This is a genomic window from Mesorhizobium sp. USDA 3734 (assembly GCF_056279665.1).
In genome coordinates this window covers 162,106-175,927 of record NZ_JBWCCW010000001.1, presented here as the reverse complement: position 1 = coordinate 175,927, position 13,822 = coordinate 162,106, and the positions used below count along the sequence as shown (strand labels likewise).

18 protein-coding genes are annotated in these 13,822 nt (G+C 62.6%); 12 read left to right on the top strand and 6 right to left on the bottom strand.

The features are described 5' to 3' along the window. Positions 1 to 16 precede the first annotated feature (16 nt). Together ACZ89F_RS00885 and ACZ89F_RS00880 are read right to left on the bottom strand one after the other, a co-directional pair. The gene (locus ACZ89F_RS00885) at positions 17 to 1,117 is read right to left on the bottom strand and encodes an OmpA family protein (protein WP_476089992.1); all 1,101 of its coding nucleotides are present in this window, start codon (positions 1,115 to 1,117) and stop codon (positions 17 to 19) included. Between the two features lie 71 nt (positions 1,118 to 1,188). Next, positions 1,189 to 1,722: a GNAT family N-acetyltransferase gene (locus tag ACZ89F_RS00880; protein WP_476089991.1), complete on the bottom strand. Its 534-nt coding sequence runs from the start codon at positions 1,720 to 1,722 to the stop codon at positions 1,189 to 1,191. Positions 1,723 to 1,921: 199 nt separating this feature from the next. On the opposite strand from ACZ89F_RS00880, the gene ACZ89F_RS00875 reads away from it, so the two are divergent. Next, entirely contained in the window at positions 1,922 to 2,377 is a 456-nt protein-coding gene (locus ACZ89F_RS00875) for a DUF2214 family protein (protein ID WP_476089990.1), read from the top strand. On the opposite strand, the gene nth is transcribed toward ACZ89F_RS00875, so the two are convergent. Beyond that, positions 2,371 to 3,177 carry an endonuclease III gene (gene nth / locus ACZ89F_RS00870; RefSeq protein WP_476089989.1) on the bottom strand — a complete coding sequence of 269 codons (807 nt, stop codon included), beginning with the start codon at positions 3,175 to 3,177 and terminating at the stop codon, positions 2,371 to 2,373. The two genes, ACZ89F_RS00875 and nth, sit on opposite strands and share 7 nt — an antisense overlap. 22 nt (positions 3,178 to 3,199) lie before the next feature. On the opposite strand from nth, the gene ACZ89F_RS00865 reads away from it, so the two are divergent. After that, entirely contained in the window at positions 3,200 to 3,694 is a 495-nt protein-coding gene (locus ACZ89F_RS00865) for a DUF2244 domain-containing protein (protein WP_476089988.1), read from the top strand. An 86-nt stretch (positions 3,695 to 3,780) separates the two neighbouring features. Here the strand turns inward: ACZ89F_RS00865 and ACZ89F_RS00860 are convergent, their stop codons facing one another. Further along, on the bottom strand, positions 3,781 to 4,596 hold the full coding sequence (locus ACZ89F_RS00860) for a class I SAM-dependent methyltransferase (protein WP_476089987.1): 816 nt from the start codon (positions 4,594 to 4,596) through the stop codon (positions 3,781 to 3,783). A 115-nt stretch (positions 4,597 to 4,711) separates the two neighbouring features. Between ACZ89F_RS00860 and ACZ89F_RS00855 the strand changes: the two genes are divergently transcribed. The 8 genes from ACZ89F_RS00855 (at position 4,712) to ACZ89F_RS00820 (ending at position 10,920) form a co-directional block, all read left to right on the top strand. Continuing rightward, positions 4,712 to 5,587 carry a methylated-DNA--[protein]-cysteine S-methyltransferase gene (locus ACZ89F_RS00855; RefSeq protein ID WP_476089986.1) on the top strand — a complete coding sequence of 292 codons (876 nt, stop codon included), beginning with the start codon at positions 4,712 to 4,714 and terminating at the stop codon, positions 5,585 to 5,587. A 214-nt stretch (positions 5,588 to 5,801) separates the two neighbouring features. Then, positions 5,802 to 6,272 (top strand): hypothetical protein, encoded by a 471-nt coding sequence (locus tag ACZ89F_RS00850; RefSeq protein WP_476089985.1) that lies wholly within the window; start codon positions 5,802 to 5,804, stop codon positions 6,270 to 6,272. A gap of 22 nt (positions 6,273 to 6,294) precedes the next feature. Further along, positions 6,295 to 6,687, top strand: a complete 393-nt coding sequence (locus ACZ89F_RS00845) for a hypothetical protein (protein ID WP_476089984.1) — start codon at positions 6,295 to 6,297, stop codon at positions 6,685 to 6,687. Next, on the top strand, positions 6,654 to 7,163 hold the full coding sequence (locus tag ACZ89F_RS00840) for a hypothetical protein (protein ID WP_476089983.1): 510 nt from the start codon (positions 6,654 to 6,656) through the stop codon (positions 7,161 to 7,163). Before ACZ89F_RS00845 ends, ACZ89F_RS00840 begins: the two co-directional genes overlap by 34 nt. Next, positions 7,138 to 7,620, top strand: coding sequence for a hypothetical protein (locus ACZ89F_RS00835; RefSeq protein WP_476089982.1), 483 nt, complete (start codon positions 7,138 to 7,140; stop codon positions 7,618 to 7,620). Before ACZ89F_RS00840 ends, ACZ89F_RS00835 begins: the two co-directional genes overlap by 26 nt. A 155-nt stretch (positions 7,621 to 7,775) precedes the next feature. After that, entirely contained in the window at positions 7,776 to 8,681 is a 906-nt protein-coding gene (locus tag ACZ89F_RS00830; RefSeq protein ID WP_476089981.1) for a ribokinase, read from the top strand. A gap of 1 nt (position 8,682) precedes the next feature. Then, the gene (locus ACZ89F_RS00825; protein ID WP_476089980.1) at positions 8,683 to 10,137 is read left to right on the top strand and encodes an amidase; all 1,455 of its coding nucleotides are present in this window, start codon (positions 8,683 to 8,685) and stop codon (positions 10,135 to 10,137) included. Between the two features lie 168 nt (positions 10,138 to 10,305). Next, the gene (locus ACZ89F_RS00820) at positions 10,306 to 10,920 is read left to right on the top strand and encodes a LysE family translocator (RefSeq protein WP_476089979.1); all 615 of its coding nucleotides are present in this window, start codon (positions 10,306 to 10,308) and stop codon (positions 10,918 to 10,920) included. A gap of 190 nt (positions 10,921 to 11,110) precedes the next feature. On the opposite strand, the gene ACZ89F_RS00815 is transcribed toward ACZ89F_RS00820, so the two are convergent. Continuing rightward, entirely contained in the window at positions 11,111 to 12,052 is a 942-nt protein-coding gene (locus ACZ89F_RS00815; RefSeq protein ID WP_476089978.1) for a nucleoside hydrolase, read from the bottom strand. A 314-nt stretch (positions 12,053 to 12,366) separates the two neighbouring features. Here ACZ89F_RS00815 and ACZ89F_RS00810 point away from each other — a divergent pair, with 314 nt between their 5' ends. Beyond that, the gene (locus ACZ89F_RS00810; protein WP_476089977.1) at positions 12,367 to 12,792 is read left to right on the top strand and encodes an Hsp20 family protein; all 426 of its coding nucleotides are present in this window, start codon (positions 12,367 to 12,369) and stop codon (positions 12,790 to 12,792) included. A gap of 65 nt (positions 12,793 to 12,857) precedes the next feature. After that, on the top strand, positions 12,858 to 13,112 hold the full coding sequence (locus ACZ89F_RS00805) for a BQ00720 family protein (RefSeq protein ID WP_023760740.1): 255 nt from the start codon (positions 12,858 to 12,860) through the stop codon (positions 13,110 to 13,112). 128 nt (positions 13,113 to 13,240) lie between these two features. Here the strand turns inward: ACZ89F_RS00805 and ptsN are convergent, their stop codons facing one another. Continuing rightward, positions 13,241 to 13,705: a PTS IIA-like nitrogen regulatory protein PtsN gene (gene ptsN, locus ACZ89F_RS00800; RefSeq protein WP_013529589.1), complete on the bottom strand. Its 465-nt coding sequence runs from the start codon at positions 13,703 to 13,705 to the stop codon at positions 13,241 to 13,243. Between the last annotated feature and the right edge of the window lie 117 nt (positions 13,706 to 13,822).

The following is a 13,822-nucleotide window of genomic DNA, read 5'->3' as shown; positions in this document are numbered from 1 at the left end:
CGTCGGGAAGGCTCGCTCAGTTCAATTTGACCAGAACCACGCGGCGGTTCTTGGCGCGGCCCGCATCATCGTCATTGCTGGCGACAGGCGCCATCATGCCGGCGCCTGCAGCGGTCAGCCGCGCCCCATCGATGCCGTATTTTGCTACAAGTGCTGCCTTGACCGCTTGCGCCCGTCGCGACGACAGGTCGAGATTGTAATCGAAGGCGCCCTGATTGTCGGTGTGGCCGACGACGATCACGGCCATGTTCGGGTCGTTGGCCAGCAGCGTCGAAATTTCCTTCAGCGTTGGTTCCGACTCCGACTTGATGTCGGCCTTGTCGGTGTCGAAGAAGATGCCATAGAGTGAAATGCTGCCGGTGGCGGAGAGCGAATCCGCCATCTTGGCCGCCTCGACGACGACCATCTTCTTGTCGCGCGCCTTGGGTTCCAGCACCTGGACGATGGCAACGGTGCGGCCGTTGAGCTCCTTGCAGTAGAGATCGTCGGTCATCGTATAGGTCTGCACGGTCACATATGCGTCGCCGCCGTCCTGCGGCACCTTGGCCGAGAAATAGCGCTGGTCGTTGATGCCGGAAGTTAGCGCGCAGGCGCCATTGGAGAATGCCGCGTCTTTCAGATCGCTCTCATGGAAGGAATACATGGTCAGGCTCATGTCGCCGCCGCCGCCGCTCGACGAGCGGTCAGCGGCGCCGCCGCATTCCTCCTTCTTGCATTCGAACAGGATTTCGCCGCCGGCCGCCTCGATCACATCCTGATAGTTGCGCAGCACTTCGAGCGGCGAACGCTCGGCCGGCAGCACATAGGCGATGCGGGTCAAAGCCCCCTCGACCTCGGCCTTCTTGTCGGGGGTGAAGACACGATTGTTCATCGCATCGCGCGCGTCCGGGTCGGCGCTCGGCTTCAGCGGCGACAGCGGCACGCTGAAATCCGTGAAGGCCAATTTCTCATAGGAGACGATGAACGAGCCTTCGTACCGTTTGGCGAGATGGTTGTCGGCGCCGCCCTCGATATCGGCGGTCGGCACAGTTGCGTCGGCTGCCGCCAGCCGTCCGGCCAGCATGAGCACCAGCACCGCCCAGAAAAATGTGACGGCTATCGTCTTGAATGCACGCATCGATCGTCCCCCTTCGCATTATGATCGATGCTAGCAGAGCGGGTAGGTCCAGTCGATGACGCCGCTTGGGATCACCGCGCCAGCAGGATGGTCGGGGCGTCGTGATAGGTGGTCTGCACCACTTCCCGGTAACCGCACTTCGCCGCGACCCTCAGCGAAGCCGTGTTTTCCGGATCGATGATGCAGACGGTCTTCTCCCTCCCGAACGTCTCTTCGCCCCATGCGAGCACGCGGCCGACCACCTCGGTGGCGAAGCCCGCCCCGTGCACGGCCGGAACCAGTGCCCAGCCGGCCTCGGGAATGCCTTCGATCGACGGCTCCATATCACGCTTCAGATCGTGGAAACCGGCCTCGCCGATGAAGCGGCCCGTTGCCTTCTCCTCGATCGCCCAGAAACCGTAGCCGAGTAGCGACCACAGGCCGGCGTGACGCAGGAAGCGCATCCAGCTTTCTTCGCGCGTGCGCGGCTTGCCGCCGATGAAACGGGTGACGACGGGATCGGTCCACATCGCGGCGTAGGCGTCGAAATCGCCCAGCTGGTGTGCCCGCAGGATGGTTCGCTTCGTCTCGATGACAGGAGCGCTGGTCGCTGGTGGATTGTTCATGGATTTGCCTCGCACGGATCGTCAGCGCTTAGCAAATCGCCGGTGTGGTGCAAGGGCCAGGGCAACGCGGCCCATCATCCAGGCTCCACTATGGGAATCTTGCGCGACGGTGTTATTTTCACGACAGGCTGATTCAACACCTGCCAGCGCGACCCTTTTTCAGGCGCGGGCTGGTGCTGTCAAACCCAAGGGAAAGAGCATGGACACCACCGATCTTGTGCTTGCGATCTTCCATCATCTGCTGGTGTTTTCACTGGCAGGGATCATCGGCGCCGAATTCGTGCTGATCCGCGGCGACCTTCCTGCCGCGACGCTCAAGCGGCTCGCCGGCATCGACCGCCACTATGGCATCATCGCCACGCTGATCATCATCGTCGGCATCGGCCGCGTCTTCTATGGCCTCAAGGGTTGGGAATTCTACGTCTACAACTGGGTGTTCTGGGCCAAGATGGCGGCGTTTGGCATGGTCGGGCTGCTGTCGATCACCCCGACCGTCCGCTTCATTTCCTGGAACAGGCAGGCGAGCGCCAATCCCTCGTTCCTGGTGCCGGCGACCGAGCTTGCGTCGGTGAAGACATACATCCGCGCCGAGGCTTTCATCTTCCTGCTGATCCCGGTCTTCGCCGCGGCGATGGCGCGCGGCTACGGCTACTGATCTACCGCTGAAGCCGTTTCAAGCGGTGCGATCGGCACCAGCGGCGCCGGCACATCGGTCGTCTTCTCCTGCGCCTTGCAGATGTCGGCAATGACGCAGGCCGGGCAATCCGGCTTGCGCGCCTTGCAGATATAGCGGCCATGCAGGATCAGCCAGTGATGCGCGTGGCGCATATATTCGTCAGGGATGATCTTGAGCAGCCCCTGCTCGACCTGTTCCGGTGTCTTGCCGGGCGCCAGCCCGAGCCGGTTGCCGATGCGGAAAATATGCGTGTCGACAGCCATCGTGTGCTGGCCGAAGGCCATGTTGAGCACGACATTGGCGGTCTTGCGCCCGACGCCCGGCAGCTTGACCAATTCATCGCGGTCGTCGGGCACCTCGCCGCCATGGTCTCGGATCAGCGCTTGCGACAGCGCGATCACATTCTTCGCCTTGTTGCGCCAAAGCCCGATGGTGCGGATGTACTCGCCGACCTTGGCTTCGCCCAGTACCAGCATCTTCTGCGGCGTATCGGCGGCCTTGAACAGCGCCCGTGTTGCCTTGTTGACGCCGGCGTCCGTCGCTTGCGCCGACAGCACCACCGCGACCAGCAGCGTGAAGGCGTTGACATGTTCGAGCTCACCCCTCGGCTCGGGCCGCTGGACAGAAAAGCGCCGGAATATCTCGTGCACTTCGGCCGGGCTGTAGCGCGAAGTGCGTCGCACAGGCCGCGGGCGCGGCTTGGCGTTCGACCCATCGCGTCGTCCGGGCAACAGCTCTTTTTTGGACATGGTAGAATCTTTGGACTTGGGGCTCGCCATTTCCCTCCTATAATATCCCCTCATGAGCGACACAAACGCCTCGTTTCAGGCCGACGAGCCATTCTTTCAGGCGCTGCTGACCCCGCACCGGTCGCTGGGCCGGACAGGCTTCTTCATCCTGATGGGTGCGCTGCTGTTCGGCTGGCTGGTGACAGGCGCGTTTTTCCTGTCGCGCGGCGCCTGGCCGGTGTTCGGCTTCTTCGGCCTCGACGTGGTCGCCGTGTACATCGCCTTTCGCGCCAACTACCGGGCCGCCCGCGCACGCGAGGAGGTCTCGGTCTCGCGCACCAGCCTCGATATCCGCAAGACGGCGCCATCCGGCAAATCGGAATCGCATCGCTTCAATCCATTCTGGGCGCGGTTTTCGGTCGCCCGTCACGCCGAGATCGGCATCACCAGGATGACGGTGGAAGGCCAAGGCCAGACCGTGCCGATCGGATCTTTCCTGGACCCAGACTCCCGAGAAAGCTTTGCCACGGCTTTTTCACGCGCGCTGGCGACCGCCAAGACGCGCTAGAAGCAATTCCAGGAAAAGTGTGAAGCGGTTTTCCGGGAAAAGCGCGGCGCTTTCCCTAGGGAATTGTGCCAAACAAAGAGGACGTCTCAGAACCGATAGCGCAAAAGCCTGCCGACCTTTCGCAATGCAGGAATATGTCGCCACAGCCGGATGAACAGTTTCGCGGACCAGCCCATGCGGGCGGCGTGTTCAGGCTTGTAGGCCGAGATATCCTCGACGAATCGCAACTTCGGAACCGCCAACTCCAGTTCGTGCGGATCGTCGATGGCCCAGTGGACCTCGGCGCCCGTTGCCTTGATGGTCGGATTGAGGCGAAGCAGCTTCAGGCCGAAACGGCTGTAGGCGTCGAAGATCAGCTCGCCGCTGGCAAGATGCGAGACGAGCCGCGCTAACAGGCGTGGCCCCTCTTCTGCTGGGAGATAGGGCGTCAGTCCTTCCGCCACCACGATGGCCGGGCGATTGCGCGGCACTTCAGCCAGCCAATCCGGTTCGGTCAGCGACGAACCGATCAGGTGGTAATGGTCGCGCAACGGGTAAAGCTTACGCCTGAGTTCGATGACCTCGGGGTAGTCGACATCGAACCAGTCCACGCCTTGTGGTGGATCGACACGGAAGATACGCGTATCGAGCCCGCAACCCAGATGCAGCACGATGGCGTCAGGATTTCTGGCGAGAAAGTCCTCGACGCGGACGTCCAGCGTCTTTGCCCGAATCGCCAGGCCGACGCCGAGATTGTCGTCAACCTTGAGCCGAGAGAAATCATAGTCGATCTTGCGAACCGCCTCGTCGGCGAAATGATCCCCAAGCAGCGAATCCGGCAACCTGCTCTCCAGCGCCTTGCCGTAGAGCGTCATCAGCAAGGTCTCTTTTGCCCCGGTGAGATTTACTTTTTCGCCGGCCATGAGCGACTCCTGGGCTCGAAATCGGAGTCTATCTGGGTATGCGCCGCAAGAAGGCAAGTTTCGGGTGGCGATCGACGCCCCAAGGGGCGATATTCCGGCTCAAGGAGATAGTTCCATGAGCACCCACACAGCAGTCCTCAAAAAGGACATCACGCCGCAAGGCAGCGACTATGAAATCGTGCGCCGTGCCATCGAGAAGATCAGCCTCGACTATCGCGACCAGCCCTCCCTCGAAGAGCTGGCCGAGGAAGTCGGCGAGACGCCGACCGGCCTGCAAAAACTCTTCACCCGCTGGGCAGGCCTGTCGCCCAAGGCCTTCCTGCAGGCGGTGACCCTGGATCATGCGCGCAGGCTGCTCGATTCCGGCATGCCGCTGCTCGAAACCTCGTTCGAACTGGGCATGTCCGGCCCGGGGCGGCTGCATGACCTGTTCGTCACCCATGAGGCGATGTCGCCGGGCGACTACAAGACGCGCGGCGCCGGGCTCACCATCCGCTACGGCTACCATTCCTCGCCCTTCGGTACCGCCCTGATCATGGCCACCGACCGCGGGCTTGCCGGCCTAGCCTTCAGCGACCCCGGTGAGGAACGTGCCGCCTTCGCCGACATGTCCAGCCGCTGGCCGAACGCCCTCTATGTCGAGGACATGACTGCTACAGGCCCCTATGCCGCGCGCATCTTCGACCCGACGCTGTGGCGCCCCGACCAGCCGCTGCATGTCGTCATGATCGGCACCGACTTCCAGGTTCGTGTCTGGGAGGCGCTGCTCAAGATCCCGATGGGCAAGGCCCGCACCTATTCCTCGATCGCCGCCAGCATCGGCGCGCCGTCCGCCAGCCGTGCCGTTGGTGCCGCCAATGGCGCCAATCCGCTCTCTTTCGTGGTGCCCTGCCACCGCGCCATCGGCAAATCCGGCGACCTTACCGGCTATCACTGGGGCCTGACCCGCAAGCGTGCCATCCTGGGCTGGGAAGCGGGGCAGGTGTCGTGAACATCGATTTTCCAATTATTGCCGAAGGAATATATAGATATCGATTAATATAATTAGGATTTCTTGTTTCGTTTTTCTTGCCTGCAACCGAAGGCAACCTCTGGTTATCGTGTCTGTTATCTTCAAAGGTTATTTTAGTTAACCCTAAATTAACTACGATAAAGTGATGATGACTCCTATTAATTCGGGCGATCCGACTTAACAGGAGGTCTCGATGAATTTGTTCCGCACCGCTTTCGGTGCAGTATTGCTGGTCGCGTGTCTGGGCCAGCCCGCATTGGCCACCACGCAAAATGTCATTTTCAATGGCACGATCACGCCGACCTGCACGCTTGTCGTTGCCACCAATGGCACGATGATGGCCAGCCCCGATCTCCAGTCCCTCAGTTCCCACAACAGCGGCGGTTCTGCCGGAACCGTGACACTGACGACGACCGGAGGTGTCTCGCTAAGCGTCGATCCGGTCACCACCACGACGGTGCCATCGGCCGACAGCACATCGACGACCTGGACGCCGACCTACTCCGCCGCCGGTGCGCACTCTATCGTTGAGACCGGCTCGGCAACCAGCATCGGCACCCCCGGCGCCGACCTCGTCTCGGTCCACCTCGCCGGCACCAAGGGCGGCAGCAACCGCTTCGCCAACGGCAACTATCAGGCAACGGTAACACTGCGCTGCGAATGACGCCGTAGCGAAGGAGGGGTCCTTGAAACATGCTCGAATCCTGGCGACGGCACTGGCCGTCGGATTGGCGCCCATTGCCGCCAAGGCCCAGTCGATGTCGCCGATGCGTGGCGAGGTCAACAGCTTCACCGACGTCTTCGCGGTCCGCGTTTTCCCCGCCAATCCATACGACAGGAAGATCCGGGTCGAAATCCACGTCTACGACCAGGATTTTCAGCCGGTAGACGCCAGGATCTCTCCAAATGTCTTCCAACTGGCTTCCCAGGCTTCCCGTCCTGTCCTTGTGGTCGTGCCCTTTGACGGCGCCGCCGAGCGTAAAGTGCGTATCTGTACCGAAAGCATCCCCTTTCCCAATCAACAGACGCAGATAAGGGCACAGATATGCGGAAAGTTTTTTGGGCGCCGCAAATCCTGATAGTCGCGCTCGCGGCAATGTCGGCGGTGATCTCGCAGGTTCTGGCTGAGGATGTCTACAACCTCAACCAGAACGAGAGCGGCTTCAACCTGCCCGGCGTGACCTTGCCGCAGGGGCAGGACGAGGTCCACGCTGCCGACGGCACCACCTGCCGTTCCGCGGTATCGGGCACCGGCGCCTATGTCGATCTCGGCGTCATCAGGGGCAACAACCAGTCGAACAATGACGTCGCCACCTATGGTCGGGTGGTGATCCCGATCGGGCGTACGCCGAAGCGCGTCGATTGCAGCCGCCTCTACGAGCTTGAGGTCGAGCGCCTGCAGCTGGAGCTGAAACTCCTCAAAATGGGCCTCGGCGCCGACGGCCAGACGGCGAGCATTGCCGCCACCGCTCCCGCGGCCGCATCGCCCGGATGGGCCAACGAAGGCTGGAGCATCAGGACCGGAAGCGATGGCAAGAAAAAGAAGAAGAAATAACCGCGCGCTGCTTGCGATGGCAGCAGTTGCCGGCTTCTGCCTTCCGGTGCAGGCCGCGATCATCGGCACCTGCACCATCATGGTCGGGGCATCGGGAACGATGACAGCAAACCCGGCCATCGGCATACTGGGTTCCAAGCAGGCAGGCGGATCGAGCGCGAGCGCCACCATCGTGGCAAGCTCGCTGCTGTGCTCCTTGCTCAACTTGCTGGACTGCTATTCGGTTTCGGCGCCGGCGCCTGCCGCATTCTCGTCCGCGCCGAGCGGCGGCGGCACCAACGTGACCTTCGCCTCGGTCTTCCGCCTCGATGGCTCGGGGGTCGACATCAACGGAAGTGTGCCGCAGCGGGTTGTCAACGGCACCCATCCAATGCAGGTCGACCTCACCGCCACCAAGTCGAGCGGTATCTTTCCCGCCGGGAACTATCAGGGCATGGTTACCGTGCGCTGTGAATAAGGCCACGATACCTCAAATCGAGCTGGACCATTCGCGTGGTCTGGCAAGCCGCGGCCTTACAGGTTAGCTTCCCACGCGACTGGAACGACCCGTGTTCGCCCGAACGCATAGAGGACGCTCCGACACTTTGAATTTGCGTTGCCAGGAGGCCTTGCTTGATTATCGTCATCGGCTCGATCAACCTCGACCTTATCGCCAATGTCGACCGCTTGCCGAGCCCCGGCGAGACGGTAAGCGGCTCGGCCTTCACCACCGCTCCCGGCGGCAAGGGTGCCAACCAGGCGCTGGCCGCCGCGCGCGCCGGCGCCTCGGTGCGCATGGTCGGCGCCGTTGGCAAGGACAGCTTCGCTGCCGAGGCGCTGGCATTGTTGCGCGACGGCAAGGTCGACCTGTCAGGTGTCGCCGAGACCTTCGCCTCGACCGGTACGGCGCTGATCATGGTCGGCGACGACGGCGAGAACATCATCGCCGTGGTGCCCGGCGCCAACGCTTCCGTGGTGCCCGGCGACCTCGCCAAGGCCTTCCTGAAAAAGGGCGATGTCGTGTTGCTGCAACATGAGATCCCGCTTGCGACCGTCGATGCCGCCCTCGATCAGGCAAGAGCGGCCGGAGCCATCACCGTGCTCAACACAGCCCCTTTCCAGGGCGAAGCAGCGGCCTTTCTCGCCAAGGCCGATTATGCCGTCGCCAACGAAACCGAATTCGACCTCTATGGCGAGGCTCTTTCGCTGCAAGGCCGCGACCGGGCAGCACGCATGCGCGACTTTGCCGGAAAAACCAGCCGCACCATCGTCGTCACGCTTGGCGGCGACGGCGTGATGGCGGCGACGCCGACCGATTTCCTCACCATCCCGGCCCTAAAAATCACCCCTGTCGACACGGTCGGCGCCGGCGATACGTTCTGCGGCTATTTCGCCGCCGGCCTGTCGGCCGGCCTTGCACTCGAACAGGCGCTGGTGCGCGCTGGCGCGGCCGGCTCGCTGGCCTGCCTGAAGCCTGGCGCCCAGCCGGCAATCCCGCTGGCCAAGGATGTCGATCAGGCTTTGCAGGAAACCCGTTGAGATGCTGCGCCCTCAAACGAAACACGCCGTGCCGCCGGCCGGCGACATCTGCCGCCTGTCCGCGGTCGAGCTCGCCGACGCGATCCGCCGAAAGAAACTCTCCGTGCGCGAAGTGGTGGCGGCATTCCTCGACCGCATCGAGGCGGTCAACCCGCAAGTCAACGCCATCGTCTCCTTGCGCGACCGCGGCGACATCCTGCGCGAAGCCGATGCGGCCGATATCAGGCGGACAAATATCGAAGCCGGCTCGCTCTTCGGCCTGCCGATCGCCATCAAGGACCTCGCCTCGACCACGGGCCTCAGGACCTCCCTCGGCTCGCCGATCTTCGCCGATTTCGTGCCCCAGGAAGACGATTTCTTCGTCGAGCGTATCCGCGACGCCGGCGCCATCATCATCGGCAAGACCAACGTCCCCGAATTCGGCCTTGGTTCCAACACCTACAACAGCGTGTTCGGACCGACGCTGAACGCCTTCGATCCGGCCCTGACCGCCGGCGGCTCGAGCGGCGGCGCGGCTGTGGCACTGGCGCTCGACATGCTGCCTGTCGCCGATGGCAGCGACTTCGGCGGCTCGCTGCGCAATCCGGCCGCCTGGAACAATGTCTATGGCTTTCGCCCGTCACAAGGACTTGTCCCCGGCGGACCCGACTTTGAGGTTTTTCATGCGCAAATGGGCGTCGACGGGCCGATGGGCCGCAACGTCCGTGACATGGCGCTGCTGCTCGATGTGCAGGCCGGTTACCACCCGCGCGCGCCATTGTCCTACGAGAAACCGGGCTCCTTCCTCGAAGGGCTCGCGACAAAAGCGGCTGGCGGTCGCATCGCCTGGCTCAGTGACCTCGGCGGTCATCTGCCAGTCGAACCCGGCATCCTCGATCTGTGCGAAGCAGCCCTTGGTCGGTTCGCGCAAGCGTCCTTCGCGACCGAACCGCTGCTACCAGATTTCGACTTCGAAGCGCTGTGGCAGGCCTTCGTGACGCTGCGCCAGGCCAGCAGCGGCTGCGCGCTCAAAACCCACTACGACGATCCCGCGAAGCGCCGCCTGCTCAAGCCGGAAGCCATCTGGGAAGTGGAGAACGCAATGCAACTGACGGCGCCGCAGATCCGCGCGGCTTCGGTCATCCGCACGTCCTGGCATCGCGCGCTGCTGTCGCTCTTCGACCACTATGATCTCATTGCGCTGCCGACCGCGCAGGTGTTCCCTTTCGAAGTAAGCACGCATTGGCCCCGTGACGTCGCCGGACGCGCGATGGACAGCTACCACCGCTGGATGCAGGTTTCCGCCTTCGCGACCTTGGGCGGCTGCCCGGCGGTCAACGTACCGGTCGGCTTCGACGACAAGGGTAGGCCGATGGGCATGCAGTTGATCGGCCGGCCGCGCGGCGACCTCGCGGTGCTGAAGGCGGCGGCGGCCTATGAGGCGACGCTGCCCTGGCAGACCGGCGCCGGCGCCTGAGCTGGGAACACCGGCGTGCCGCGACGCTTCGCACACCGGCTTGCAACGCTATCGCCGCCATGCATTGATTGTCCTCAGCTGCGCCGCATCGGCGGCATTCCTAGAGCATGATCCCGAAAAGTGGGAACCGGTTTTCGGAAAAGATCATGCTCCAACTACGGGAAGATCATGTCGCTCGAACTCTACGCCGCCTATGTCCTCGCTTGCATCGTCATCATCCTGGTGCCAGGCCCGACGGTCACGCTGATCATCGCCAACAGCATCCGCCATGGCTCCCGCGCCGGTCTCGCCAATGTCGCCGGCACGCAGGCCGGGCTTGCCGTGATGATCGCCATCGTCGGCATCGGCCTCAACACGCTGATCTCGGGCATGGGCCACTGGTTCGAGTGGGTCAGGCTGATCGGCGCCGCCTATCTGATCTGGATGGGCGTGCAGATGTTCCGTTCCAAGGGCACGCTGAACGCCGATGGAACGGCGAGGAAGCCGCGCGGCGGCTTCTTTCTGCAGGGCCTGCTGGTGGCGCTCAGCAACCCCAAGACGCTGATTTTCTTCGGCGCCTTCTTTCCGCAGTTCATTTCGCCGCAAGGCAACTACTCGCTGCAGATCGCCGTCATGGGCCTGACCGCCATGATCTTCGCTGCCATGTCGGATTCGACCTATGCACTGGCCGCCGGCCGCGCCGGGCGCCTGCTGTCGGCCAGCCGCATCAAGCTTTTGTCGAGGATCAGCGGCAGCTTCATGGTCGGCGGCGGCCTCTGGCTGGCGTTTTCGCGATCGAAGTAAGCGCCTCTTCCCTCGCCCCATTTACGGGGGTCCGAAGGACGGGCGAGACAGGCGGCTCGCCCCGGTACGGGTGGTCGCGAAGCGATCGGGTGAGGGGCAGCGCCGGGTCTGCAGACAAAATATCAATGTTTGCGCCGCCCCTCATCCCCTGCCGGGACCTTCTCCCCGTAAACGGGGGAGAAGGAAGCTTTCACAGCCGCCCCAGCCTTTCCACCAGCAGGGCGAAGAAGCCATCGTGGTCAATGTCGCGCATCACCATGGCGTTCCTTAGCCGCTTGGTCACGCCCCACCAGTCGATCACGGTCATGCCCATGGTCAGTTCCGAGGCGGTTTCCACGCTGACATTGCAGTTGCGCCCCTTGAAGAGTTCGGGCTTCAGAAGATAGGCGATGACGCAGGGGTCGTGCAGCGGCCCGCCGTCGGTGCCGTACTTCTCCTCGTCGAAGCGCTCGAAGAACTCCAGCATCTCGGCGGTCGCGGTACCGACCTTGGTGCCGAGCGCGCGGAACGTCTGCGTGCGCTTGGCGGTGGTCAGCGCCTTGTGCGTGACGTCGAGCGGCATCATCACGATCGGGATGCCGGCTTTGAACACGACATCGGCGGCATGCGGATCGACATAGATGTTGAATTCGGCGGTCGGCGTGACATTGCCGCCTTCGAAGAAGCCGCCGCCCATCAGCACGATTTCCTTGATGCGCGGTGCGATGCGCGGTTCGCGGATCAGCGCCAGCGCAATGTTGGTGAGCGGCCCGAGCGCGCAAAGCGTGATCGTGCCGCTCTCTTCCTTCATCAGCGTCTCGACGATGAAATCGACCGCGTACTGGTCCTGCAGCTTCATCGTCGGTTCGGGCAATTGCGGTCCGTTGAGGCCGGTCTTGCCATGCACTTCCTCGGCGGTGACCAGTTCGCGCATCAGGGGCCGGATGGCGCCTGCATAGACCTTGATGTCCGGGCGGCCAGCCAGCTCGCAGATTTTGCGGGCGTTCTTTTCGGTAAGCTTCAGCGGCACGTTGCCGGCAACCGCGGTGATGCCGACGATCTCCAGCTCGGTGCTGCCGAGCGCCAGCAAAATGGCGACGGCATCGTCCTGGCCAGGATCCGTGTCGATGATGATCTTGCGTGATTGAGGCATTTCAATTCCTTGTTTGGCGAGGCCATGGACCTGAATGAATCTGATCGAAACATTCAAATGACGCCGAAGCGGCCGCGAGCTGCCATGGCGAACCGCTCGACCGGGGAAGACAATCCCGACCTGCGCGCTTCTCCTTGCATCTGCTTGCCGTTTCAAGCGCCATGTCGATCATTCCTGTGAGTCCACGACCTGGTCTTTTTGGGCGGGTCTTTGACGGCTTGAACTTGGTCGCGGGGCGGACCATATCAAGACCATCGGGAAAAATGCCATCTGGGTTTTTCCACTTTATGTCGCTCTTGAGAGGACAGTGTAACATGAGCCGAATGACGCCCTTTTCCAGCCCGCTTCTCCTTGGTTTCGACGCCATGGAAAAGACCCTGGAACGCTTGGCGAAGTCTGGTGACAGCTACCCTCCCTACAACATCGAACGCCTCAGCGGCGCCGACGGCATGACCGAAAGGTTGCGCATCACATTGGCGGTCGCCGGTTTCGCCGAAAGCGATCTCGATGTCACCACGGAGGAAAACCAGCTGGTCGTGCGCGGCCGTCAGACCGATGACACCGAGCGCGAATTTCTTCATCGCGGCATCGCCGCGCGCCAGTTCCAGCGCTGTTTCGTGCTGGCCGACGGCATGCGGGTGATCGCGGCGGAGCTGAAGAACGGCCTTTTGTCGATCGATCTCGATCGGCCGGAGTCCGAACGGCTGGTACGGAAAATAAACATATCGGTGAAAGACTGATCTTTACCGATGGCTCTCATGCGGGATGGCCTTGAGCGGCGTCCTCGCGCCAAGGAGGCTTTGAAATGACCAGAACTGAAAACATCACCATGACCAATGGCGAATTCGCCCATCTCGGCGAGGGCTCGGTCGCCTATCTCAGAAAGGTCTCGAGCGACGAATTGCTCGGCCGTTTCCCGAATCTCGGCGAAATCGCTCCCGGCATGGAACTGTGGGCGCTGTTTGCCGCCAATGGCCAGCCGATCCTGCTTTCCGACGCGCGTGACCGCGCTTTGGCCGGCGCCATGGAAAACGACCTGACCACGGTCGCCATTCACTGACAGCAATTTCCGGCTGAAACGGAAAGGGCCGCCCATGGCGGCCCTTGAGGGCGTCCCAATTCAAAGCAATTCCAGGAAAAGTGTGTAACGGTTTTCCGTCCGGAATTGCGTAAGAGCAGATAAAAATATCAGGCCGCGTGCGAGGCTTGGGTGTCCGACAGCAGCGCGTGGATCGCCGCGGCGTCGCGCGTACCCCTGATCTTGGCCACCGTGTCGGCGTCGCGCAGCACCCGCGCGATGCGCGACAGGGCCTTGAGATGGTCGGCGCCAGCCCCTTCCGGCGCCAGCAGCAGAAACACCAGATCGACCGGCTGATCGTCCAGCGATTCGAAATCGACAGGCGTCTCCAGCCGGGCGAAAACTCCAGCGATGCGCTTCACACCGGCCAGCTTGCCGTGCGGAATGGCGATACCGTTGCCGACGCCGGTCGAGCCCAGCCGCTCACGCTGCAGGATGGTGTCGAACACTTCCCGCTCCGGAATGCCCGAAATCGCAGCTGCCCGTTCGGACAGCAGTTGCAGCAGCTGCTTCTTGGAGTTCGCCTTCAACGCCGGCAATATCGCCGGAACGTTGATAAGATCGCTCAGATCCATGCTTGAAAATCCCTTGTTCGCCTGCCGTCACCAGTCCTCACCCCTCGTGCGGCCGGCTCTTATCCCAGTGCGACCCTTGTCGTCACCCGTGCGACCGTGGTCGTCACGCCCGTGCGA